Origin of the sequence: Martinezella rhizogenes (assembly GCF_007002745.1) — a bacterium.
GTDB classification, from domain to species: Bacteria; Pseudomonadota; Alphaproteobacteria; order Rhizobiales; family Rhizobiaceae; genus Agrobacterium; species Agrobacterium cucumeris.
Genome location: NZ_SGNY01000006.1, coordinates 329,306 through 354,362, shown reverse-complemented (window position 1 = coordinate 354,362; position 25,057 = coordinate 329,306). Strand labels below are relative to the sequence as shown.

At 58.1% G+C, this 25,057-nt stretch carries 18 protein-coding genes; 14 read left to right on the top strand and 4 right to left on the bottom strand.

From position 1 onward, the window contains the following. Nucleotides 1–4 precede the first annotated feature (4 nt). From EXN68_RS19095 to EXN68_RS19085, 3 genes are read left to right on the top strand one after another with little or no spacing between them, the layout of a single operon-like run. Nucleotides 5–913: an amino acid--[acyl-carrier-protein] ligase gene (locus tag EXN68_RS19095; protein WP_142842347.1), complete on the top strand. Its 909-nt coding sequence runs from the start codon at nt 5–7 to the stop codon at nt 911–913. A 6-nt stretch (nt 914–919) separates the two neighbouring features. Beyond that, nucleotides 920–1,903 (top strand): DUF1839 family protein, encoded by a 984-nt coding sequence (locus EXN68_RS19090; protein WP_142842346.1) that lies wholly within the window; start codon nt 920–922, stop codon nt 1,901–1,903. Then, the gene (locus EXN68_RS19085) at nt 1,900–4,356 is read left to right on the top strand and encodes a glycoside hydrolase family 2 protein (protein ID WP_142842345.1); all 2,457 of its coding nucleotides are present in this window, start codon (nt 1,900–1,902) and stop codon (nt 4,354–4,356) included. Before EXN68_RS19090 ends, EXN68_RS19085 begins: the two co-directional genes overlap by 4 nt. Here EXN68_RS19085 and EXN68_RS19080 read toward each other — a convergent pair. Next, on the bottom strand, nt 4,324–6,144 hold the full coding sequence (locus EXN68_RS19080; protein ID WP_161991394.1) for a serine aminopeptidase domain-containing protein: 1,821 nt from the start codon (nt 6,142–6,144) through the stop codon (nt 4,324–4,326). The two genes, EXN68_RS19085 and EXN68_RS19080, sit on opposite strands and share 33 nt — an antisense overlap. Nucleotides 6,145–6,489: 345 nt before the next feature. Between EXN68_RS19080 and EXN68_RS19075 the strand changes: the two genes are divergently transcribed. The 4 genes from EXN68_RS19075 to EXN68_RS19060 all read left to right on the top strand — a co-directional run bounded on the left by EXN68_RS19075 (nt 6,490) and on the right by EXN68_RS19060 (nt 12,771). Next, complete coding sequence (locus tag EXN68_RS19075) at nt 6,490–9,207, top strand: ABC transporter ATP-binding protein (RefSeq protein WP_142842343.1); 2,718 nt, start codon at nt 6,490–6,492, stop codon at nt 9,205–9,207. A 43-nt stretch (nt 9,208–9,250) separates the two neighbouring features. Then, a complete protein-coding gene (locus EXN68_RS19070) occupies nt 9,251–9,706 on the top strand; it encodes a cyclic nucleotide-binding domain-containing protein (RefSeq protein WP_046799488.1) in 456 nt (151 codons plus the stop codon). Between the two features lie 346 nt (nt 9,707–10,052). After that, entirely contained in the window at nt 10,053–10,754 is a 702-nt protein-coding gene (locus EXN68_RS19065) for an MBL fold metallo-hydrolase (RefSeq protein ID WP_237681432.1), read from the top strand. A 322-nt stretch (nt 10,755–11,076) separates the two neighbouring features. After that, nucleotides 11,077–12,771 (top strand): adenylate/guanylate cyclase domain-containing protein, encoded by a 1,695-nt coding sequence (locus EXN68_RS19060; protein ID WP_142842341.1) that lies wholly within the window; start codon nt 11,077–11,079, stop codon nt 12,769–12,771. A gap of 37 nt (nt 12,772–12,808) precedes the next feature. Here EXN68_RS19060 and EXN68_RS19055 read toward each other — a convergent pair whose 3' ends face one another. Next, nucleotides 12,809–13,291: a class I SAM-dependent methyltransferase gene (locus EXN68_RS19055; protein WP_142842340.1), complete on the bottom strand. Its 483-nt coding sequence runs from the start codon at nt 13,289–13,291 to the stop codon at nt 12,809–12,811. Between the two features lie 12 nt (nt 13,292–13,303). Further along, the gene (locus EXN68_RS19050; RefSeq protein WP_161991393.1) at nt 13,304–14,644 is read right to left on the bottom strand and encodes a nucleotide sugar dehydrogenase; all 1,341 of its coding nucleotides are present in this window, start codon (nt 14,642–14,644) and stop codon (nt 13,304–13,306) included. Between the two features lie 127 nt (nt 14,645–14,771). On the opposite strand from EXN68_RS19050, the gene EXN68_RS19045 reads away from it, so the two are divergent. Further along, a complete protein-coding gene (locus EXN68_RS19045) occupies nt 14,772–15,869 on the top strand; it encodes a glycosyltransferase family 4 protein (RefSeq protein WP_142842339.1) in 1,098 nt (365 codons plus the stop codon). Then, a complete protein-coding gene (locus EXN68_RS19040; protein WP_142842338.1) occupies nt 15,866–16,609 on the top strand; it encodes a polysaccharide deacetylase family protein in 744 nt (247 codons plus the stop codon). Before EXN68_RS19045 ends, EXN68_RS19040 begins: the two co-directional genes overlap by 4 nt. Here EXN68_RS19040 and EXN68_RS19035 read toward each other — a convergent pair. Continuing rightward, on the bottom strand, nt 16,601–17,560 hold the full coding sequence (locus EXN68_RS19035) for a glycosyltransferase family 32 protein (RefSeq protein WP_161991392.1): 960 nt from the start codon (nt 17,558–17,560) through the stop codon (nt 16,601–16,603). The genes EXN68_RS19040 and EXN68_RS19035 overlap by 9 nt on opposite strands. A gap of 211 nt (nt 17,561–17,771) precedes the next feature. Between EXN68_RS19035 and EXN68_RS19030 the strand changes: the two genes are divergently transcribed. The 5 genes from EXN68_RS19030 (at nt 17,772) to EXN68_RS19010 (ending at nt 25,015) form a co-directional block, all read left to right on the top strand. After that, a complete protein-coding gene (locus tag EXN68_RS19030; RefSeq protein ID WP_142842337.1) occupies nt 17,772–19,664 on the top strand; it encodes an ABC transporter ATP-binding protein in 1,893 nt (630 codons plus the stop codon). Next, on the top strand, nt 19,661–21,562 hold the full coding sequence (locus EXN68_RS19025) for an ABC transporter substrate-binding protein (RefSeq protein ID WP_142842336.1): 1,902 nt from the start codon (nt 19,661–19,663) through the stop codon (nt 21,560–21,562). Before EXN68_RS19030 ends, EXN68_RS19025 begins: the two co-directional genes overlap by 4 nt. A gap of 1 nt (nt 21,563) precedes the next feature. Then, entirely contained in the window at nt 21,564–22,562 is a 999-nt protein-coding gene (locus EXN68_RS19020) for an ABC transporter permease (RefSeq protein ID WP_142842335.1), read from the top strand. Then, nucleotides 22,559–23,734, top strand: coding sequence for an ABC transporter permease (locus tag EXN68_RS19015; protein WP_142842334.1), 1,176 nt, complete (start codon nt 22,559–22,561; stop codon nt 23,732–23,734). Before EXN68_RS19020 ends, EXN68_RS19015 begins: the two co-directional genes overlap by 4 nt. Before the next feature lie 72 nt (nt 23,735–23,806). After that, nucleotides 23,807–25,015 carry a glycosyltransferase family protein gene (locus EXN68_RS19010; RefSeq protein ID WP_142842333.1) on the top strand — a complete coding sequence of 403 codons (1,209 nt, stop codon included), beginning with the start codon at nt 23,807–23,809 and terminating at the stop codon, nt 25,013–25,015. Nucleotides 25,016–25,057: the final 42 nt, after the last annotated feature.

Sequence of the window (25,057 nt, the reverse complement as noted above, 5' to 3'; positions counted from 1 at the left end):
GACCATGGACATGCAAACATCGTTCCTCGATCGACTGTTCGAAGAAGGCCTGCTGATTGAAACGGGTGTGGACGGTCTTTATGGACGCAGCGGCCAGTTCGAGGACGTGATTGCCGCATTCGAGCGGCTGATCGACCGCACGGGCGCCGCCGATGGCGCCGAAGCGATCCGTTTTCCGCCCGGCATCAACCGCGCCTACTTCGAAAAAAGCGGCTACATGAAAAGCTTTCCGCAGCTGGCCGGCACGGTCCATTCCTTCTGCGGCTGCGAGCTTGACCATGTCAGCCTTCTGAAATGCATGGATGAGGGTGAAGACTGGACCAAGGACCAGAAAGCCACAGACATCGTGCTGACGCCGGCAGCCTGCTATCCGCTTTATCCGACGATCGCCAAGCGCGGCGCGCTGCCCGCCGGCGGCGGTCTCTATGACATCCAGTCCTATTGCTTCCGCCACGAACCCTCCAAGGATCCGGCGCGCCAGCAGCTTTTCCGCATGCGCGAATATGTTTGCATGGGCACAGAGTCCGACGTCACCGAATTCCGCCAGACCTGGATGGATCGCGGCGTCGAGATGATGAAGGCGGTCGGCCTCGACGTCACCATCGATGTCGCCAACGATCCTTTCTTCGGCCGCGCCGGCAAGATGCTCGCCAACAACCAGCGCGATCAGAACCTGAAATTCGAACTGCTGATCCCGGTCACATCGACGACCAACCCGACAGCCTGCATGAGCTTCAACTACCATCAGGATGCCTTCGGCCAGAAATGGGGTCTGAACCTCGCCAACGGCGATGTCGCCCATACCGCCTGCGTCGGTTTCGGCCTTGAGCGTATCGCTCTGGCGCTGTTTGCGCATCATGGTCTGGATGTGAAGAAATGGCCTGCAAAGGTCGTGGAAACCCTCTGGGGCTGATTATCCATGCGGCAGATTTTTCCGGGCCTTGATCCCAAGAACTATGTGCAACATCCGCTCCATTCTTCCGAAAGAATGTGGCCGGAGACCAATTGCTACATCGATTTGTGGATAGAGGTTCTGGCCTCGAAAGGCCTGCCGCCGGAAGCCATGTTCGGTTTCACCCTGACGCAGGACTTTGAGGGTGACCAGTTCACCTTCTTCAAGGTGCCGCTGGAAGATCTCGAAGCGCTTTATGGCGTTCGCGCCACCGAACTGGCGATCTTCGACCGGGTGGAAAACCACATCGAGGCGCAGTTGGAACGCGGTCGCATCTGCCTGGTCGAGATGGACAGCTTCTATATGCCCGACACCCATGGGGTGGGCTATCAGAAGGAGCACGGCAAAACCACCGTCGCCATCAACCGGCTCGATCTGGCGAACCGGGAACTAGACTACTTCCACAATGCCGGCTTTTTCCATCTGTCGGGCGAGGATTTCGACGGGTTGTTCCAGCACCATCTGGCCGAGACCGACCCACCCTTCCTGCCCTACACCGAATTTGCGAAATTCGCAGAAAGCAATCCGTCGTCGGCCCATGTTCGCAAGACGGCCGAGCGATTGCTGAGATTTCATTTTTCACGGCGGCCATCCGCCAATCCGGTCAGAGCCTTTTCAGCCGTGTTTCCGGCGCAGGTGGAAAAGGTTGCCGACAGGCCCTTCGGCTTTTTCCACAAATATGCCTTCAACACGCTGCGCCAGCTCGGCGCCAATTTCGAACTGGCGGCAAGCCATCTCGAATGGCTCGACAAGGACGGTTTTTCCGAAGCAAGGGACCACGCGCTGCGTATCTCCGAGGTCGCCAAGACCGTGCAGTTCCAGCTAGCCCGCGCTGTCACCCGCCGCAAATTCGACGCGCTGGCATCCGTGCTCGATCCGGCAGCGGACGCATGGGATGGCTTGATGGAAAGCCTTGCGGCGAAACTATCTGACGCCAGCGAGGCCGCGTGAGGACTTATTTTCCGGGCGAAAGCGAGGAGTTTCTGAGTGAAGGCTGGACGCTGACACTGACGCCCGCCGATGCCTGCGAAACCCCGTCCGACATCCCGGCAACACTTGAAAGCCTGCACGTCTCCGTGCCCGGCACGGTGGCGCAGGCACTGGAGGATGCCGGGAAATTCGATCGTCTTGCTCCTGTCACGCTCAACGACAGGGATGCCTGGTATCGGCTGACGATGATTTCCGATGTGCGGGAACGGGCCACACTGCGCTTCGACGGCCTCGCAACCGTTGCGGAAATCTTCTTCAACGGTGAGCTGATCGCCGCCAGCCAAAGCATGTTCGAAAGGCTGGAAGTGCCAGTCACGCTCACAGGCGCGGACGAACTTTCGATCTGTTTCCGGGCGCTTGCACCACGGCTCGAAAAAAACGGTCCGCGCGCCCGCTGGCGTCCGCAGATGATGAACACACAGGGGTTGCGGCTGATCCGTACCACCGCACTTGGCCATATGCCCGGCTGGTGCCCGGAAATCCATGCCGCTGGCCCATGGCGACCCATCAGCCTCATCAAGCAGGAAAGCGTGCTTTGCACCCTGCAATCTTCGCTTGACGATACCGGCACGGGAAAGGTCAGCATCGCTCTTGAAGCGAACCGTGACATCCAGTCCGCACGGGTGATTTGCGCGGGTTACTGTATCAATCTTTCAAAGGGCGAGGACGGCAAACTCCTCGGCGAACTACTCATACCCGGCGTCGAAATCTGGTGGCCGCACACCCATGGCAGACCCGCGCTGCACGACATCATTCTGGAGTTGGACGGCAAGCAACACAGGCTCGGGCGCACGGGTTTCCGCCAGGTGGAGATCGATAACGGCGAGGATGGCAACGGTTTCGGGCTCAAGGTGAACGGCCAACCCGTCTTCTGCCGCGGCGCAGTCTGGGCGACGGCCGACATCGTGCGCCTGCCGGGAACACGGCCGGACTACGAGCCATGGCTCAAAAAAGCAGCCGAAGCCGGCATGAACATGATCCGTATCGGCGGCACCATGGCCTATGAGACGCCGGAATTCTTCGCGCTTTGCGATGAACTGGGCATCATGGTCTGGCAGGACGCCATGCTTGCCAATTTCGATTACCCGGCAAAGGATGACGGCCTGCGCCAGCATATTGTTACGGAAATCTCGCAGTTCCTCGAGACGACAGCGCTTTCTCCCTCCCTCGCCGTTTTCTGCGGCGGCAGCGAGATGTACCAGCAGGGCGCCATGCTCGGCCTGCCGGAACAGATATGGAAGGCGACGCTCACCGAGGAGATTATTCCGGATGTGCTGGCTGAGAAACGGCCGGATGCGGCCTATGTCACCAACTCCCCCTCCGGCGGCGCGCTGCCATTTTTCCCCAATGCCGGGGTCGGTCACTATTATGGTGTGGGCGCCTATTGCCGTCCGCTGGAAGATGCCCGCCGCGCCGATGTGCGCTTTGCCGCCGAGTGCCTGGCTTTTTCCAATATTCCCGAACAGGAAACGCTGGACAAATATCTTCCCGGCGTGGCCGTGCACGATCCACGCTGGAAAGCCCGCACGCCGCGCGATCGCGGCGCGTCCTGGGATTTCGAAGATGTTCGCGACCATTATCTGAAGCTGCTTTACGACGTTGAACCGGACGTTCTGCGACGCGAGGATGGCGGGCTTTATCTCGACATGTCCCGTGCAGCAACAGCCGAGGTTATGGAAGCGACCTTCGCCGAATGGCGGCGCAGCAGTTCCTCTTGTCGGGGCGCGCTGGTCTGGACCCTGCAGGATCTCGTTCCCGGCGCTGGCTGGGGTATCATCGACGCCACCGGCCGGCCCAAATCCGTCTGGCACGCATTAAAGCGCGCGTTCCGCCCCGTCCAGCTCAGCCTTTCCGATGAAGGCACCAACGGGCTGGACATCCATCTCATCAACGAAACCAGCGAGAGCTTGGACGCCATGCTGGAACTGACATGCCTGCGCGACGGCATGCAGCCAGTCGTGCACGCCAAACGCCCGCTGACGCTCTCGCCGCGGCAGAGCCAGATAATTGCCGCAACCGATTTGTTCGGCGCCTTTTTCGACACGACCTATGCCTATCGTTTCGGCCCGCCATCCCATGATGTCACGGTCGCCCGGCTTCGTGATGTCGCAACCGGGCTTGTTATCGCCGACGCCTTCCATTTTCCGCTCGGCCGGAAAAAAGCGCTGCATGCCGCCAATCTGTCTTCGGGTATCAGCGAAACCAACGGCAACTGGTCGCTCGAAATCGGTACCGACCGGCTGGCGCAATCCGTCCATGTGTCGGCGGAAGGCTATCGTGCCTCGGAAAACTGGTTCCATCTCGCCCCCGGCGAGAGCAAGACAATCAATCTTGTGCCGGAGGCCGGGACAATCGAAACGCCACCGTCCGGAGACGTGGTATCACTGGGCTCCGGCCGGCGTTTCTCCTTTTAGAGCCAATCGCGTCACCGCATCGATGAAGATCGTTTTCGCTTCCGGTGTCGAAAGATTGTGGTCGGCATCGGCAATAATTGTCAGCGACACATTCTGATAGGCCGAAAGCCCGCGACCATCGGCATCGAAGTAATAGCGAAAATGCTCAAGCCCGTCGTCATTGTCGCTATAGAGCAGACTGACAGCGGTGCCCTTTGCCTTGAGTGAATCAAAAGCACCGTAAACGGCGCGCCCTTCTTCGCTGCCCCGGCGGAACAGCCTTGCCGTTTTTGTCGAAAGCTTCTTCATCGTTGCCTTGAAGATGTTAAGTCCGGCACTGATGACATCCACATCGCCGCTGAAGAGACGCTTGAACGTTGCCCCCTGGCGAAAACGCTGGCTGTACTCCCCAAACGAGCGCGGACGCTTGTGCAAGGCTTCATCGACGGAGCGGCCTTTCTGCCAGTGGAAGACGACCGGGTTGACCGCAGCGACTGCGCTGATCCGACCATCCGCAAGCGCGCCGTTGAAAGCGAGATAGGCACCGCTGCACCGGCCGGCCGCGATGAAGGGACCTTTGCCGCGCCGCTCGAGAAAATCGAGAGCGGCAGAGACATCGTCATTCTGCGAGGCATCATAAAGAACCTGATCCGGCACGTTTTTGACCGGCGGGCTGTCGGCAATATTGGCGGCATCGAAGCGCAGCGACGCGACACCGGCACGCGCAAGGGCACGGGCGGTCTGCACGGAAAGCCTGCCCCAGCCCGCATGCCGGTCATAGGCCGCGCCAAGCAGAAGGACCGAAGAAACCGGTTGTCGATGGTCCGGCTCGCAAAAGATGCCGAAAAGCCGTCCGCCCTCACCAAATTGCACCGGCTGTTCGAAAAAGCCATTGCCGCGCTGTGGCGCGTTGATGGTGAAATCTTCAGGGAGTGTGACCGGGTTCCCGGCATGGGTCTGTGACAAGACCCAATCCACCAGTCGGTTCACGACATCGCCGGATATTTTCGAAAGCGTCGGGCTGGAAACGAGATCGTCATAACCCGAAAAAGCCGCCTCTTTCACCTCACCGCCAAGCGCCGCGAGATGTCTGGCGAGATCACTGTCAGTCACACGACCGGCTCTCGCAAGCACAAGGACATTGCGGGCCGGAACAGTTTCAAGACCGGAGAGATTGATCTTCTTGATCGTATCCGCAACACCAACAGGCATGGTCATTCCGGCGATCGCCCCGGGCTGTACTGAGCGTTGCGCGGGTAAAAGACCAAGACCATCGTCAATCATGGAGGACCACATCGCCAGTTCACGCAGATAGGCGCGACCGGAGACGACCGGCGCCAGAAGAGCCATGGAACCGGCGGGTGCAGTACCGGCAAGTGCCTGAGCTGCAATCGCGCAACCGAGGCCCTGCGCGACAACGACAACCCCGGAACAGCCGGAAAGACGCTTCAGATACTCAAACGCCGCGCGCGTGTCGGAAAGCCAGTCCGCCGCCCGACCCACATCGTCCGGATCGAGCGCGTCGCCTGAGCCAAGATAGTCAAATCGCAGGCTGGCAACGCCGGAAGCGGCCAGCCGCTCGGCCAGAACGCGCTGAAACTTGCGGCTGCACAGCTCTTCCATGCCCCACGGGCTGACGAAAAGAACCGCATGATCCCGCTGCACATCTTTGCGCGCCGGATGAAAAATACCGGCAAGCCCTTCAAAAGAAACGGGATGCGCGATCATTCCATCCGCTGCAATGTCGAAAAGCTGCCGTGACTCAAGGGGAGGTTCGCCGCCTGCACGCTCTGAAATATCTATCGCCATCGACCTTGCCACTATTGCGCCAGCGTCTGGCTCAACCACTACGGGATCACTATACCCAAGTGTCTTAACGCCTGTTCTACACTAAAAACAATAACATTAGAGAATTCTAAAAATACTGTCGCATTTATATGGATTGCGACACACGGGTTGCAAAAACAATCTTTCAGTGTGGCGGGTAAGCCTCGATGCGGATGCTATTTTGCTCGAAACCGCTTGAATATACTGATAAATAGCGAGTCACGTACCTATTTGCAGGAGGAGCTTGCGCCACCCGCCCACCGGATCGTCTAGACACCGCGCAAACCAACACCCCGGGCTTGCCCCGACAGGTCATAGAAGTTTTATATGGAACAAAGCCTTACGCGTTATATCTGGTCGCACACGAGGCGGCAGCAGCTTTTCATTCTGCTGATCGTGGCCCTGTCCATGATCCCCTACTTCCTCGCCTTCGATCTGCCCAAGCAGATCGTCAACGGCCCCATTCAGGGGGATGGTTTCGAAGGGGCGAACGCAACACAGCTTTTCATGCATCTCACGGTCGATATCCCTTATTGGGGCACCGTGACCTTGTTCCCCGGGCTCGAACTCAACCGCATGTCGATGCTGATGGCGCTCAGCCTGACATTCCTTGCGCTTGTCGTCATCAACGGGCTTTTCAAATATTACATCAATACCTTCAAGGGCCGCCTTGGCGAACGGCTTCTCCGGCGTGTCCGCTTTGAACTGATCGACAGGATCCTGCGCTTCCCACCCAGCCATTTCAAGCGGGTCAAGGGCGCTGAGATCTCCAGCATGGTGAAGGACGAGGTCGAGCCGCTAGGCGGCTTTACCGGCGACGCCTTCGTGCAGCCAGCGCTTCTCGGCGGTCAGGCGCTCTCTGCTCTCTTCTTCATCCTCGTGCAGAATTTCTGGCTGGGTCTGATCGCTGCCTTCATGGCCGCCATTCAGGTCGGCATCATCCCCAAGATGCGCCGTCGCCTGATTGAACTCGGTCGCCAGCGGCAGTTGAGCGCCCGCCAGCTTGCCGGGCGCATCGGCGAGATGGTCGACGGCATCGGCACCATCCACGCCTATGATACGTCAAATTTCGAGCGCGCCGATGCTTCCCACCGGCTCGGCGACATCTTCAAGATCCGTTACGATCTCTACCAGTGGAAGTTTCTGGTCAAATTCATCAATAACTTCCTCGCGCAGCTTACGCCCTTCTTCTTTTATGCGCTTGGCGGTTATCTCACCCTCAAGGGCAGCCTCGATGTTGGCCAGCTGGTCGCCGTCATCAACGCCTACAAGGAATTGCCCGGACCGCTGAAGGAACTGATCGACTGGGATCAGGCACGTCAGGATGTGCAGGTGAAATACGAGCAGGTCTTCGAACAGTTCAATGCCCCGAACATGATCGAAGAGAACGTGCAGAAACTGTCGCCGGGAACCGTCGCAGCCATCACCGCACCGATCGTCATCACCAATCTGACACTGGAAGACGACAGCGGCAGCCGGCTTCTGGAGCAGGCATCGCTGAAGATCGAGCCGGGTGAAGTCATCGCCATCGTCGGCGGCGCGGGAGGCGAAGCGCTTGCGGATGCGATCGGCCGTACACTCTGGCCGGCCTCCGGCAAGATCAGCATCAATGATGTCGACATACTGGAACTGCCGGAATCGCTGACGGGACGGCGCATCTCCTATGTCTCCTCGGACAGTTATTTTTTCCATGCCAGCCTGATGGACAATCTGCTCTACGGCCTGAAACACGCCCCGCTGGCAAACAAGAACTATGAGGGTGCGGCTCTGGAACACCGCAAGTGGGAAATCCGCGAAGCCAAGATGGCTGGCAATCCGCTGATCGACATAAACAGCGAATGGATCGACTACGCTTCCAGCCCGTCCGGTGACGGCAAACCGGAAAATCTCATTCGGGCAATCCTGGCCGTGCTCGACAGCGTGGAACTGTCGCAGGATATCCTCGAGTTTGCACTGCGCTCGTCGATCGACCCCCTGACCGACCTGCATCTTGCCGCCCGCATCGTGGAACTGCGGCATGTGCTGCGCGCCGAACTGGAAAAGGAGAACTTGAGCGGCCTCATCGCGCCTTTCGAGCTTGAGAGCTACAACAGCGAAGCGACGGTCGGCGAAAACCTGCTGTTCGGCACCATGCGGGACTCCTCCCAGACGATCCGGACCATCATCGAAAGCGATTATTTCCGCTCGCTGATGCGCGAAACCGGTCTTGTCAAAACCCTGTTCGAGATGGGTTACACGATCGCCGAAAACATCGTCGAAATCTTCGCCGATCTGCCGGGAGACCATCCCTTCTTCCAGCAGCTGACATTCATGACGCCCGATGACATTCCAGTCTATCAGCAGATGTTGCAGCGCCTGCAGGGCCGTGGTTTCGATGATGCCAATGAGAGCGAAAAACGCGCGATGCTGCGGCTGAGCTTCTTTTACATCGAGCCCCGGCAGCGTTTCGGCCTCTTGTCGCCGGAAATCATGAACAGGATCATCGAAGTCCGGCACATGTTCCATGAAAACCTGCCCGACAGTCTGAAAAACATCATCGAAATCTACGATCCGACGAAATATATGAGCGCCACCAGTCTGCTGGACAATATTCTCTTCGGCAAGGTCAGCCATCGTTATACCGATGCCTCGCGGCGTATCACCCACATCGTCGCCGATGTCATGCGCAAGCAGGGCGTCTACGAGCGTGTTCTGGCGGTCGGCCTCGATTTCAACCTCGGTGCCGGCGGCAAGCGGCTTGGTCCGCTGCAGCGCCAGAAGCTCAATCTTGCCCGCGCGCTGATCCGCAAATCCGACTATTACGTCTTTAATCGCCCCCTTCCCGGCCTCGATCCCCGACAACAGGAGGAAATTGTCGAGCGGGTCATCACACTCCTGAAACAGAACAACAATAACCCGTCAATCATATGGGTTCTGTCGAATGCAACGCTCTCACGCATGTTCGGCCGGGTCATATTCGTCCACCAGGGACTAATCACCGCCGACGGAAGTTACGAGACTCTGGCGCAGGAAAACGGTACATTCAAGGACATGGTCGCAACATAAGTCCAAGAACGTGGCCGAGGTGGAACAAGAATAGGGTAAGGCAATGCTCTTCAAAGACGAAATTCAAATGCTGAAACGCGTCCCGTTTTTTTCGGAAATGGAACCGTCGAAGCTCAAACTACTCGCTTTTGCATCGGATCGGGTGTCCTATCATACGGGTGACGTGCTGTTCCGGCAGGGGGATGTCGGCGATGCGGCCTATGTGGTTCTGACCGGCAAGGTGGATGTTCTGGTCGATTCCCCATCAGGCACATTGAAAGTGGCGGAAATGACCGGCAACGCCATTGTCGGCGAAATCGCCATCCTCTGTGACAGCGTTAGAACCGCAACTGTGCGCGCCTCCACCAATGTCGAAGCCCTGCGGATCGGCAAGGAGCAGTTCTTCAAGCTCATGTCCGATTTCCCGGATATCACCATAAAAGTCATGCGCGTTCTTGCCGAACGCCTCACCCAGACGACGACGGAACTCAGCAAGGCGCGCGCAAGCGCCAGAACATGAGCGGCAATTCCTTGCTACCCCGACGGGCGATATTAGAAAAATAAATGTCGCACCATTGCAATATAAATGAAATGCTGACTGAATAAGAGGTAAAGGCATCCGCCAGAAAAGGCGGATATAAAAATCTGTAGAGACAACGGGCTTCATGGGGGAAGCGTGTAAGATTCCGTTGTTATTGGGGTGTGTCATGGCGTTCGATTCCGACACAGCAAGTCGGGAAAGTAATAGAAATTTTCGGGTAAAGATCTGGGGCGCGCGGGGAACGCTTCCTGTTTCAGGTGAAAACTTCCGAAAATATGGCGGCAATACCATCTGCATCGAAGTACGATGCGGAGATCATGTTCTTTTGTTCGATGCGGGGTCTGGGCTTCATCCCGCCGGTCTGGCGTTGCGGGCGGAAGGCATTACCAACGTCGATCTGTTCTTCTCGCACTGTCATTACGATCACATCGTCGGCTTCCCCTACTTCAAGCCGTTTTACAACAGCTGCAACGACGTCGCTATTTGGTCCGGTCACCTGGCAGGCATCATGACAACGCGGGAAATGCTCAAGGATTTCATGAGCCCACCCTGGTTCCCCGTGCCGCTGGAGGTTTGCTGCGCAAAAATGGTGACGCGGGACTTCATGCCCGGCGACACGCTCAACCCGCGCCCCGGCCTTTCAATCAGAACCGGAATGCTCAATCATCCCGGTAATGCCATCGGCTACAGGCTGGACTGGGAAGGAAAATCCCTCGCCATCATCACCGATACGGAGCATGAGCCGGGCAGCATCGACGAAACCGTGCTCGATCTGATCAGGGATGTCGATCTTTTCCTTTACGACGCCATGTTCACCGACGACGAAATGGGCCTTTATCGCGGTTATGGCCATTCGTCCTGGCAACAGGCGATCCGCCTTGCCAAACTGGCCGATGCAAAAAATGTCGGTTTCATACACCATGCCCCAAGTCGCAGCGACGAGGAGCTGGACAGTATCGAAAAACAGGCGAAAGCCCAGTTCGGTGGCGCATTCGCTGCCATGGACGGCCAGATAATCGAACTCTGATCGCGGTCACCGCAACCTCCTGGTCTCGGCGAAAGTTTGGGTGCCTGGCAGCGTCCCCAAGTCGCGATTGCAATCGTGCGTCCAGAAAATTTCCAATAAAATGCGCAGCGGTTTTATGTCCGGACGATGCGTAAAACAAAAGGCGAGAGCATACCGAACGGCTCCTTTTTAAACAGGACATGCGCCGGCGACATTCGAACACGCACAATTGACCGTTGCCAGCCTTTTGCTCCACGATATTGCCACGAGATTCCCTGCACTAAGGACGTCACGGCTTATTAAATGATGATTCTGCGCTGAGCGACCACATGATGGGATTTGCATGATCCGTTTCTTTTCGGAGACCAATTTGAGACGGGCCCGGATTTTATCCGGTCTCATCATATTTGCTTTTGTATTTTCCCATCTTTTCAATCACTCCCTTGCACTCATCTCCATAGACACCGCCGAACGGGCCCGAAAATGGTTCAGCCTCATCTGGCTCAACCCCATCAGTAGCCTGCTTTTTTATGGCTCGGTTCTGGTGCATGTCTGCCTTGTTCTGCGCTCGCTTTATCTGCGCAGAACATTGCGCATGCCGTTGCGCGAAGCGCTTCAGGTCATTTTCGGCCTGTCGATCCCGTTTCTGATCATCGGCCACGCCGTCAATATCCGCGTGTCGCATATGATTTATGGCATCGATGTCGGCTACTACTCGGTCATCCGCAGGCTGTGGATCAACAACCCGATACAGGGCGCGTGGCAAAGCCTCGCCTTGATCGTCATCTGGGTCCACGGATGCATCGGCCTGTATTTCTGGCTACGTTACCGCGACTGGTACCCGCGCATAGCCGGGCTGTTCATGACGGTGGCGGTGATGCTGCCGCTTCTGGCGCTGCTGGGCTTCAGCGATGCCGGCCGATGGCTGGCGGAGATCGACGAAAAATATGCGCTTCCTCCGGGGCTCGTCGACAATACCATTCAAAAAGACGAGTTACCGCTGCAACGGGAAATGGAGACGCAGATTCGGTTCATCACCGGGACGGCGGAAACGTCGTTTATCGGCGCGGTAATGCTGGTTTTCGTCCTGCGCGGCGTGCGCAGCTGGCGGCAACGGTTGACGGCCATCGAAATCCGCTACGAACATGGCGCACAGGCGCGTGTGCCGGCCGGGCTGAGCATTCTGGAGGCCAGCCGGCTTGCGGGCATACCGCATTATTCGGTCTGCGGTGGCAAAGGGCGCTGCTCAACCTGTCGGGTCAAGATTCTGAACAGCAAAGGCCCGCTTCCGCCACCCGGAGACATAGAGCAAACCACATTGCGACGCATCCATGCCGATTCGGATGTGAGGCTCGGCTGTCAGCTACGCCCCACGAGCGATCTTGGTATCGCGCTTCTCGTTTCGCCGCCCCAGCAGAGCGACCTGCCGGTCGATGCGCAGCTGGCCCGCCCCGGCCGGGAAGAGGAAATCGCCATCCTCTTTTGCGATCTGCGTAACTTCACCACGCTGTCCGAGGCGAAGCTGCCCTATGATGTCGTCTTCCTCCTGAACCGTTATTTCACCATCGTCGGCCAGGCCGTCGAGCACGCGGGCGGCCATCTCGACAAGTTCATCGGCGATGGAGCCATGGCTCTTTTTGGACTTGGAGAGGACGAGGAACATGCCTGCCGCAATGCGATGAAGGCGGCCGCCACCATATTGCGCGATATCGCAATCTTGAACGAGGGGCTGGAGAAACAATTCGCCGTCCGTCTCGAAGTTGTGGTCGGCATTCACGCCGGCCCAAGCATCGTCGGTGTCATGGGATATGGCGCCGCAAAAACCCTGACGGCTATCGGCGATACCGTCAATGTCGCAAGCCGGCTCGAATCCAAGGCCAAGGAATTCGGCGCAGCCATCGTTGTTTCCGAACCGGCGCTAACGCAGGCAGGGCAGGATATCGCCGACCTTCGCAGCGAACAGATCACCATCCGCGGACGGAACTCACAGATGAAAGTTTTCCTGCTCTCGAAGGAAGAGAGCGAACGTTATCTCTAGGACAAGGCCCGGGCGGTTGCTGTTTACCTGCGCAGGTTCAAATCTTGCGATAGAGAAAATAGCGGTCCCTTGGCACGCTTTCCGGCACCGGCAGCGGGTTCAGCAGGGGATGCTCCAGCGGCAGACCGCTGACGGCGATGCCGCCTTTCGCCAGAACGCCCGCGGCAAGATCCGGCAACCACGTCAGTGTAACCGCGTCCTTTTCCGGATAGCCCGTGCCGATATCGGCATGAACCATCGCCGCATCTGCACCGATGAAGGCAGGCGCGGTCTCCGAGATTTCACCAATAACAAGATCCTCAGGGGCCGGAACCGACGAGGCATGCGCACCCATGGCCCTGTCGAAAGCGATGATACGACGGCTGGGAAACAGTTCGTGCAGGTGATTGAAAGTGCGTCCGTTTCCGAGACCGATTTCCATCAGTGCACCCTCTTCTGGCAGATCGAGATCAGCCGCGAGGTGGTTGAGAATATCCCGCTGCGCGGTCAACCGGCGAATAAAACTGTCCAGTCTGCTCATGGTCCGTCCGTATCAGGCCTTGATGATGTGTTTTGCAGCAATATCTCGCCGCGCAAAGACATTTCGCGTGTCGATGATCAGCGGCGCCCATTCACTGAGCGCGGCATAATCAACATTGTCATGGTCGGTCGCCACGAGAACGGCATCGAAAGCGCCGATCGTCCGACTGTCCCATGGCACCGATTTCATGCCCATTAGGTGGCTGTATTCCCGGGTTTTCGGGATTTCCGCCACATGCGGATCATAATAGGCGGCCTCGCCACCGCGCTCCTGGATAAGTTCGATGAGCTTCAGCGAGGGGCTTTCGCGAATGTCGGGCACGTTCTTCTTGTAGGCGAGACCGACAACCAGAACCTTCGAACGGCTGAGCGCCTTGCCGGAATGAATATCGAGCGCTTCCGCAACCCGCCCGACGACGTGACGGGGCATGCCGGTGTTGATTTCCCCGGCAAGCTCGATGAACCGCGTCGGCAATTCATATTCGCGTGATTTCCAGGTGAGGTAGAACGGATCGATCGGTATGCAGTGGCCGCCAAGGCCCGGACCGGGATAAAACGGCATGAAACCAAAAGGCTTGGTTTTTGCCGCGTCGATCACTTCCCATATGTCGATGCCCATGGCCTCGTAGACGACCTTGAGTTCATTGACGAGCGCGATATTGACGGCACGGAAGACGTTTTCGGTGATTTTCACCGCCTCGGCCGTGGCGTTTGTCGAAACGGGCACGATCTTTTTGACAACCGATCCATAAAACGCGGCCATCAGTTTTCCAGCCGCTTCGCCATCACCGGCAACGACCTTCGGAATGGTCGAAGTCTCGAAATCACGATTGCCGGGATCTTCCCGCTCGGGCGAAAAGCCGATGAAGAAATCAACGCCGGAAACCAGCCCGCGGCTCTCCAGAATGGTCTTCACCACCCCATCGGTCGTGCCGGGATAGGTGGTCGATTCCAGAACCACGAGCTGCCCCTTGCGCAGATGCGCGGCAATATCCCGGCAGGTCTTTTCGACATAGGAAAGGTCCGGCTCGCGATATTTCGTCAGCGGCGTCGGCACACAGATGGCGATCACATCACATTCGGCCAGTCGGGCAAAATCGGCCGTCGCGACGAAGCCGTCGTCCTGCCTGACACTTGTCAGCACCTCATCGGATACCGCCTCGATATAGCTGCGGCCCGCATCGATCGCGGTAATTTTACCGGGGTCGATATCGAAACCGACGACCTTGAACCCGGCCTTGGCGACCGTCATGGCGAGCGGCAGGCCGACATAGCCAAGGCCGATCACACCCGCCTTGGCGGTTTTATTTTCGATGCTGGAAAGCAGGTTCTGGGAAATGTCAGAAAAAGTCAAAGCGTGTCACGCTCCGCGCATGTGCAAAAGATGCCTTTCAGTTGGGCAAGAATGGCCGGGCTGTCAAGGCTCGGCCCTTTCAAATTCCGGTTGACGCAGGAACCGCCGCCAACGCACAACCATCGGCATGAAGATCGCTTTTTATTCGCCGCTCAAATCGCCCAACCATCCCGTTCCCTCCGGAGACCGGTTGATGGCGCGCCTGCTGATGCAGGCGATGACGATGGGCGGCCATGCGGTGCTCGTTGCTTCAGAACTGCGCAGCTTTCTAAAGCAGGCGGATGACCCGGCACGAACCTCGCTTGCCGATGCAGCCGAGCGTGAAATCGAGGCGATTACCAAGCGCTGGAAACTGGAAGGCGCGCCAGACCTCTGGTTCTGTTACCACCCTTACTACAAGGCCCCGGATTTGCTCGGGCCGGAACTCGCCAGACGGTTCGATATTGCCTACGTCACCGCCGAGGCCTCCTATTCGCCAAAACGCAATGCCATGGGCTGGCATGCGGTGCAGGACGGGTTGCTAGCCGCATTGAACGCAGCCGCGGTCAATATCTGCTTCACCGCACGGGATCGCGAAGGGCTTTTGCGCGCGTCCCCAACCCTGCACTCTGCAATGCTGCAACCCTTTATCGATACCGAAAAGTTTGTTGCGAATGCCCCAAACCCGACGCCGGGGAGGCTCATCACCGTCGCCATGATGCGGGCGGGCGACAAGCTGAACAGTTATCGCGCGCTTTCAGAGGCCCTCGCTTTGTTGCCAAAGGATCTCGACTGGACGCTGGATATTATCGGTGACGGACCGGAACGCGGCACTGTGGAGGCCATATTCAGCACATTTCCCGACAATCGTCTTGTCTGGCACGGCGAAAAAACCGCAACCGAGATCGCCGCACTTCTTTCAAAAGCATGCCTCTATGTCTGGCCCGGCCATGGCGAAGCCTATGGTCTTGCCTATCTTGAGGCACAGGCCGCCGGCCTGCCGGTGGTAGCCGAAAAAGTGGCCGGCGTTCCCGAAGTGGTAAAATCCGGCACCACAGGATTACTGACACCGGAAAATGATACAGCCGCCTATGCCGACGCGATCAAGACCCTGCTCGACAATGACAGGCAGCGCGAAGAACTGGCAAAAGCGGCCCGCCAGTTCGTCGTCAATGAACGATCCCTGGAAAACGCCGCGACAGAGCTGAACCATATCCTGCTGCAAGCAAAGGCGCGAAGATCATGAGTGTGGAAAAACTGATTGCAGCGCTGGATGAATGCAGCCGGCGCGGCATGACCGCCGATCTCTGGCTTCGGGACGACGATGCCGTGGAGCCGACATCCGCGCTCGATACGCTGCTTGATCTTTGCCGCGGCTTTTCCGTGCCGGTAACCCTCGCGGTCATTCCCGAAATGACGACGGACAGGCTCGCGCAATATCTGGATGCGTCAGATATTGCCCATGTGGCCGTGCATGGCTGGTCGCACACAAATTATGCCGGGAACGGTGAGAAGAAACAGGAACTTGGCGCTCACCGGGAGCTTTCCCTCGTTCTCGACGAATTGCAATCCGGACTGGATAAACTCCACGACCTGCATGGCACACGTTTCGTGCCGATGCTCGTGCCGCCATGGAACCGCGTGGATGGCATTATCGTCGAGGGACTGGCGGTTCTCGGATATCGCGCCCTGTCCGTTTTCGGCCCGGAGAAAAACACCCTGCCGCCCCGTCTGAACACCCATGTCGATGTTATCGACTGGCACGGCAGCCGAGGCGGCCGCAACGACGATATCCTTTTCGCCGAAACCGCTGCCCGCATCCTGAGGACCGCCGAAGAGGGCGGCACCACCGGCATCCTCACCCATCATCTCGTGCATGACGAGAATGTCTGGCGATTTCTGCGGCGGCTTTTCGAAGCAACCAACAATCATCCCGCAGCTCGATGGCGCTCTTCCGGAGACCTCGTAGACGAAATCTCACCATGATTTCCAGGCGATCAGCAACCCATTCGCCTCGTTGAGCTTCTGCCGGAGCGCTTCGACCACCGCAACCGGCGTATGATCGGCAAGAGACGCGGCAACGAACGACGCCGGTGCGAGGCTGATGCTTCCCTCCCGGGCGATGACGGTAAAAATCAGCGGTCCGGTCGACCACCAGGCCGGTGCGCGCGGCATTTCCTGGAGGACACCGGAAAACGCCTCCAGCATCCTGCGAAAAACCGGATGGCCTGCCGGGGAAGCAATGAAGGAATTGGCAAGCAGCATGCTGCCCTGCCCCGTATCACGCGGCGTTTTTTCATCGAATGCCGTCAGCCCCACCAGAGGCAGGAAAGCCTCGAAGCTCACATCGTCCCGTGCCGGATACCAGTCGCAGTCTAGATAGATGCCGCCAAATCGTTCCAGTACAATATAACGCGCCACGTCCACCGCGCCCGGATAATCACCCTGATCGAGCATGGTCTTGAAGACGGCGTCTGCAAACACGCCTTCCCGCTCAAGGTCGGCCTCGCGCCAGAGACGGTAGCCATATCCGTGCCTCGCGGCATGAGCTGCCCAGGCTTCCACCGATACCGGCGGGGCTTTTTGACCGATCCATATCTGGTGGATGAACCGCGGCACATCCTCCCTGCTTTTGAGATTGACCGTGCGGCGCTCTTCCGGTGAAAACTGTGCATATTTCGCCAGCACATGAGGCGGCGGCACCAGCGTATACTGGTAACCGATCCTGGCAACCATATCGCCTTCCGCCTTGGCAAGACGCAGCCGCGCCGCATGCAGCCGGCGCGGCAGACCGAGCACCGTCCGCTCACCCATCAGGTGCCCGTCTTTTGCCGCAACCAGAGATAGGAGAAGCGCATGCGCTTCCGCATATTGGCCGTCATTTTGCAACTGTCGGGCTTTCTCCAGCTGCGCGTCATAATATTTCTTGTCGGACATGGATCCCCATCCAGAAACGCTCGTTAACATATCGCCAAACAAGAGCCGTCAGGCAAGCCATCGCGTTTCAGAAGCCGGCTTTGAATTTGCTGCACAATTCGATGTTTCAGAAGCATAGACAGACAACAAACCCTGCGATAACGTGCCTTTAAGCCCTCCTGAGCAAATTGTCACAAGGCAACGATAAAGAGACGGCAAGGAACCCTTTGGCATGAGCGCAGGCGCAGATTTGCTCCGTATTGAAAACCTGCGGGTCTCGTTTTCTCTTATGGGCGGCACCATTGATGCCGTGAGGGGCACCAGCCTTCGTATCCTTCCCGGAAAAGTCACCGCACTTGTGGGAGAATCCGGCTCGGGCAAATCCGTCATCGGCCAGACCATCATGGGCATCCATCCCAAGACGGCGCGTGTGAACGGCCGCGTGCTCTTCACAGATCCGGAGAATGCCGCAGCCGGCCCCGTCGATCTGTTGCAGTTGCCGAAAGACGGCCGGGAAATCCGCTCGATACGCGGAAATCGCATCGGGCTGATTTTTCAGGAGCCAATGACCTCCTTTTCGCCGCTGCACACCGTCGGTAATCAGATCGATGAGGCGCTGCGCATCCACAGCATCCTGTCACCGGCGGAACGCGCGGAAAAAATGTATGAAACGCTCGACCTCGTGGGGTTTTCCAAACCCAAGAAGGTCGTGAACATGTACCCCTTCGAACTATCCGGCGGCATGCGCCAGCGCGCCATGATCGCCATGGCGCTGATCTGTCGTCCGGCGCTGCTGATCGCCGACGAGCCGACGACAGCTCTTGATGTGACCATCCAGGCGCAGATCCTCAAGCTGCTGCGGGATCTGCAAAGCCGGCTGAATATGAGCATGCTGCTCATCACCCACGATCTCGGCGTGGTGGCAAACATCGCCGATGAAGTTGCCGTGATCTATCAGGGCGAGATCATGGAAGCCGGGACCGTCGACGAGATTTTCAAGTCGCCAAGCCATCCCTATCTCAAGGGCCTGATGGCAGCCGTGCCACATTTCGACATGAAGCCCGGCGAGAGGCTGAAGGCGCTACGCGAGATCAATGTTGATCACGAAAGCCTTGTCGGCAAAAAAACCGCTGCGGTGAACAAAACCCCCGGCCCGCTTCTGACCGTCGATAATATCAGCAAGACCTTCACGACCCGCAAGTCCAGCTGGTTCCGCAAAGGCGATGCCAACGCCACCAAGGCCGTCAACAGCGTCAGTTTTGAAATCCGCCGTGGCGAATGCCTCGGGCTGGTGGGCGAAAGCGGCAGCGGCAAGACCACCGTCAGCAAGATCCTCATGCGCGCCGTCCGCCCGGATGAAGGCTCCGTCACCTTCCACCGTCCGCAGGGCGACATCGACGTTCTCAACGCCAAAGACGGCGACCTCAAGGAACTGCGCTCGAAAATACAGATGGTCTTTCAGGACCCCATCTCATCGCTCTCGCCACGCATGACGGTCGGCAATATCCTGAGCGAGCCGCTAGAAATCCACGGGCGGGGTGATGCGAAATACCGCGCCGAAAAAGTTCGCAATCTCGTCAAGGCGATCGGCCTTGGAGAAAGCGCGCTGAACCGTTATCCGCACAGCTTCTCCGGCGGCCAAAGGCAGCGCATCGGCATTGCCAGAGCTTTGGCGCTTGGGCCAGAACTGCTGATCTGCGACGAACCCGTTTCTGCGCTCGATGTCTCGGTTCAGGCGCAAATTCTCAACCTGCTCAAGGATTTGCAGAAAGACCTCGGTCTCACCTACCTCTTCATCTCGCACAATCTGGCGGTGGTGGATTATATGGCCGACCGCGTGGCCGTGATGTGTGAAGGCCGCATCGTTGAGCTGGCGCCGCGGGAAATCATGATGCGCTCCCCCGTGCATCCCTACACGAAATCGCTGCTGGCGGCCGTGCCCTTTCCCGACCTCGACCGTCCGCTTGATTTCCGCACCATCGGCAAGATCAGCGCGACGGGCAAATTCGACTGGGGCAAACAGTTTCGTGACGAGGGTGATGGCGACATGATTTCCGCCGATCTGGGCGACGGCCATTTTGTTCTCGCAAACGGCAACGTCGATATCCGGGAGCTTCGCCCTTGATCACGCGCCGCACCACTCTCGCCCTCATGGCCTCCGTCTTCCTGCCGGCCTATGCGCGCGCCGCCTATACCGACCCTGATTATTTCAAGGAAAAGCGGGAAAAGGGCGAGTTGCCCGACGTTGCGGAACGTCTGCCGAAAAACCCCCGCGTCATGAATATGAAATCGCTCGGCCGCGAGCCGGGAAAACATGGCGGCTCCGTGCGCATGCTCATCGGCGGCCAACGCGATATCAGGCTTATGCCGATAAGCAACTATGCCCGGCTGGTCGGTTATGACGAAAAATTCGAGCTGCACCCGGACATTCTGGAAAGCTACGACGTTCAGGAAGAACGCATCTTCACCTTCAAGCTGCGCGAGGGTCACAAATGGTCCGATGGCAGCGACTTTACCTCGGAGGATTTCCGCTATTTCTGGGAGGATGTCGCCCTCAACAAGGAAATCCATAAGGGCGGTCCACCGATCGAACTTCTGGTCAACAGCAATCCGCCCCTGATCGAAGTCATCGACCGGCTGACCGTGCGTTACACCTGGGAAGGCCCGAACCCGGATTTTCTGGCGAAACTTGCGGCTGCCTCGCCGGCGAGACTGTTCCTGCCCGCCGCTTATATGAAGCAGTTCCACATCAAATATCAGACTGCCGAAAATCTCGCCAAACTCATCAAGAAGAACAAGGCGGATGACTGGAGCGGGCTGCATATCAAGATGTCGCGGCAGGTGCGTCCGGAAAACCCGGCTTTGCCGACGCTGGACGCATGGCGCAACACGACCTCGCCGCCGGCCGAACAGTTCGTATTCGAGCGCAACCCCTATTATCACCGTGTCGATGAAAACGGCCTGCAGTTGCCCTATCTCGATCGCTTCCTGCTGAACGTCACCTCCTCCGATATCATCTCGGCCAAGACGGCATCCGGCGACAGTGACTTGCAATATTTCGGCCTCGATTTCGCCGACTACACCTTCCTGAAGGATGCCGAAAAGCGTTTCCCCCTGAAGGTCAACCTGTACAAGCGCTCGCAGGGATCGCGTGTTGCGCTTCTGCCGAACCTCAATTGCGCCGACCCGGTATGGCGGGGTTATTTCCAGGACGTGCGGGTGCGCCGTGCAATGTCCCTTGCGATCAACCGGCATGAAATCAACATGGTCTGTTTTTACGGGCTGGCGAAGGAAAGTGCCGACACGGTTCTGCCGGAAAGCCCGCTCTACCGGCCGGAATTTGCCGAAGCCTGGAGCGCCTTCGATCGCGCAACAGCCAACAGGCTGCTCGATGAAGTGGGCCTCGACAAGCGCGACAATGCCGGCATAAGGCTCCTTCCAGACGGTCGTCCGGCCTACATCATCGTCGAGACGACAGGCGAGAGCACGCTTGAAACCGATGTGATGGAACTGGTGACGGATCACTGGCGGCATATCGGCATTGCGGTTTCTGTCCGCCCCACCCAGCGCGACGTCTTCCGCAAGCGCGCCATGGGCGGCGAGGTGATGATGTCGGTATGGATGGGCATGGACAATGGTGTGCCCACCCCGGACATGTTGCCATCCGGCCTTGCGCCCACCGGTGACGACCAGTTGCAATGGCCGGTCTGGGGCATCCATTATCTGTCCGGCGGCCGCGAGGGCAAGGAGCCCGATTTGCCGGAGGCGGCACATCTGCTCGACCTCCTGAAAAAATGGCGTCGAAGCGTCACAGAGGAAGAGCGCGAGGCCATCTGGCTGGAAATGCTTGGCATCTACACACAGCAGGTGTTTTCCATCGGCATCGTCAACGGCGCGCTTCAGCCTGTCGTCCATGTCAAACGCATGCGAAACGTGCCCGAAAAGGCGCTTTTTGGTTATGAACCCACATCGTATCTTGGCGTCTACCTGCCGGATGCCTTCTGGTACGACGGGGACGCCTGATATGCTGCGATATGTTCTCAAGCGCATCCTCGTGATGATCCCCACGCTGATCTTGATCTCGATGCTGGTCTTCACCATCATCGAACTGCCGCCGGGCGATTATTTCGAAAGCTATGTCGCCGAATTGCGCGCCATGGGCGAGACGGCCAACCTTGCCGAAATCGAGGAGCTGCGCGTCCGCTACGGTTTCGACCAGCCTGCTCCGATCCGCTACTTCCGCTGGGCGACTGGCATGCTGGTCGGTGATTTCGGTTATTCCTTCGAATATCAGCTACCTGTGAGCGATGTCGTCGGAGACCGCCTCTGGCTCACGGTTCTGGTGTCGTTCCTCACCATCATCGTCACCTGGCTGATCGCCTTTCCAATCGGCATCTACTCTGCCACGCATAAATACAGCTGGGGCGATTATGGCCTGACCTTTCTTGGCCTGCTCGGCATCGCCATCCCCAACTTCATGCTGGCGCTGATCCTGATGTATTTCGCCAATATCTGGTTCGGCATCTCCATCGGCCATCTGATGGACCGCGAATATCTGAACCAGGCGATGAGCTGGGCGAAGTTCAGATCGATCCTCGAGCATATCTGGATACCCGTCCTTATCATCGGAACGGCCGGCACAGCCGGCATGATCCGCCGCCTGCGCGCCAACCTTCTGGACGAATTGCAGAAACAATATGTCGTCACCGCCCGCGCCAAGGGCCTGCACCCCTTCAAGGTGCTGACCAAATATCCGCTGCGCATGGCGCTGAATTTCTTCATCTCGGATATCGGCTCGATCCTGCCCGCCATCATATCAGGCGCGGAAATCACCGCCGTTGTCCTGTCGCTCGAAACCACTGGTCCCATGCTCATCAGGGCACTGCAGAGCCAGGACATGTATCTGGCCGGTTCGTTCCTGATGTTCCTGGCTTTCCTGACGGTGATCGGCGTTCTGGTATCGGATATCGCCCTTGCCATACTCGACCCGAGAATCCGCTTCGGAGGTGGTAACGTCAAATGACTTCATCCATCCCGAAAGCAGGCGAAGCACTGCCCCATTACGTTTCGACCGCGCCTTTCGATCCATCCCTGATCGAACCGAACACGTCTGGCATGGCGGCCTTCAGCAAGGCATCGCAGCTGAAACTCATGTGGTGGCAGTTCCGCCAGCACAAGATCGCCGTCTGGTCCGGCGCGTTTCTGGTGGTGCTTTATCTTTCGATCCTAATCAGCGAGTTCCTCGCGCCTTACAATCTCCATACCCGCAATATCGAGCATATCTACGCTCCGCCGCAGGCCATTCATTTGTTCGACAACGGAAAGTTTGTCGGGCCTTTCGTATACGGCCGGGAAATGACGCTCGACATGGACAATCTGCGGCGTGTCTATCGCGACGTGCCGACGGATGTTCAGCCGCTGCGTTTCTTCTGCAAGGGCGATACCTACCGTTTCTGGGGCATGTTCGAGGGCAGGACCCACTTCGTCTGCCCGGCTGAAGGCGGCGAAATGTTCCTGCTCGGCACCGACCGCCTCGGACGCGATGTTCTGTCGCGCATCATCTATGGTGCGCGCATCTCGCTCACCATCGGCCTTCTCGGCGTCGCCATGAGCTTCGTTCTCGGCATTGTGATCGGCGGTCTCGCCGGTTATCGCGGCGGCACCTTCGATTTGATTGTCCAGCGCATCATTGAGGTCCTGCAATCCATTCCGAGCATTCCGCTGTGGCTGGCGCTTGCGGCGATCATGCCGGTGACCTGGAGCCCGATCCTCGTCTACCTTGGCATCACCATCATTCTCGGCATGCTGGACTGGACAGGGCTGGCGCGTGCCGTGCGCTCGAAATTGCTGGCGCTTCGCGAGGAAGACTATGTTTTGGCTGCACAATTGATGGGTGCGGGCACACCGCGCATCATCGGCAGACATCTTATTCCCGGCTTCATGTCGCATCTCATCGCCTCGGCCACATTGACGATACCGGGCATGATCCTCGGCGAAACCGCGCTGAGCTTCCTCGGCCTTGGTCTGCGCCCGCCGATCACAAGTTGGGGAATTCTGCTCACGGAAGCGCGCAGCGTCAGCGTCATTGCGCTATATCCGTGGCTTCTCATACCGACGATCCCAGTCGTTCTCGTCATTCTGGCCTTTAATTTCTTCGGTGACGGACTACGTGATGCTGCGGATCCCTTCAGATAAAATGGAACACGCCTTGATGAACTGCCTTTCCGCCATCGCCTTTATCGTGAAAGGCAACAAGAGGTGTGGCCCATGACCTCCCGTTTGAACGACGCGCGTATTCTCATGTACAGCCACGATTCTTTCGGCCTCGGACATCTGCGGCGGTGTCGCACGATCGCACATGCGCTGGTGGAGGATTATCGCGGCCTCAACGTCCTCATCATTTCGGGCGCCACCATTGCCGGTGCTTTCGATTATCGCGCCCGTGTCGATTTCGTGAAGATCCCGAGTGTCATCAAGCTGCGCAATGGCGAATACACTTCGATGGACAGGCATATCGATCTTCAGGAAACCCTGAAGATGCGCCGCTCCATCATTTATCATACCGCCGAAAGCTTTAAGCCTGACATCTTCATCGTCGACAAGGAACCCATGGGTCTGCGCGGTGAAGTGGAGGAAACGCTTGCGTATCTAAAGGGACAGGGAACCAAGCTCGTCATCGGCCTGCGCGATGTCATGGATGCGCCACAACTGCTCGAAGCCGAGTGGAAGCGCAACAATGTCATGACCAAGATCGGCCAGTTTTATGACCATGTCTGGGTTTATGGCCCGCCGGATTTCCACGACCCGCTGACAGGACTGGATGTTCCCGAAAACGTTCGTGACAAGATGGATTTCGTCGGCTTCCTGCAGCGATCCAAAACGCAGGCGGAAACCGTGGCGCACCGGCCGGAAGGCGATTACCTTCTCATCACCACCGGCGGCGGCGGAGATGGTAGCGAATTGATCGACGATGTCATCAATGCGTACCGCCATGATCCGGAACTGACCCACAAGGCACTGGTGGTTCTCGGCCCCTATATGCCGGCGGATCAGCGTCAGCGCTTCATGAGCAGCGTCGCCGATATTCAGCATATCGAGATCATCGAATTCGACAACCGCATGGAAGATCTCGTTGCCGGCGCCCAGGCCGTCGTGTCGATGGGCGGCTATAACACCGTCTGCGAGATTTTGTCCTTCGACAAGCCCGCCCTCGTCGTGCCGCGCACCGTGCCGCGGGAAGAGCAGCTGATCCGCGCCAGCCGCGCCTCGGAACTCGGCCTTTTCGACATGCTTTTGCCGGAGGATGCCGAAAACCCCGCAAAAATGGCGGAAGCTCTCAAAGCCCTGCCCGGCCGTGCACCGCCCTCCGTCAATTCGCGGGAGCTGAAGCTCGACGGTCTGGAAAATATATCGAAACGGATCGCCGAATGGCTGCCGCCCGAGGGCGAACGGACGCCGATCACACTCTCCGCGTGACCGGCTCCCCGACAACCACCGCTTCAAAAAGAGACACGCGCA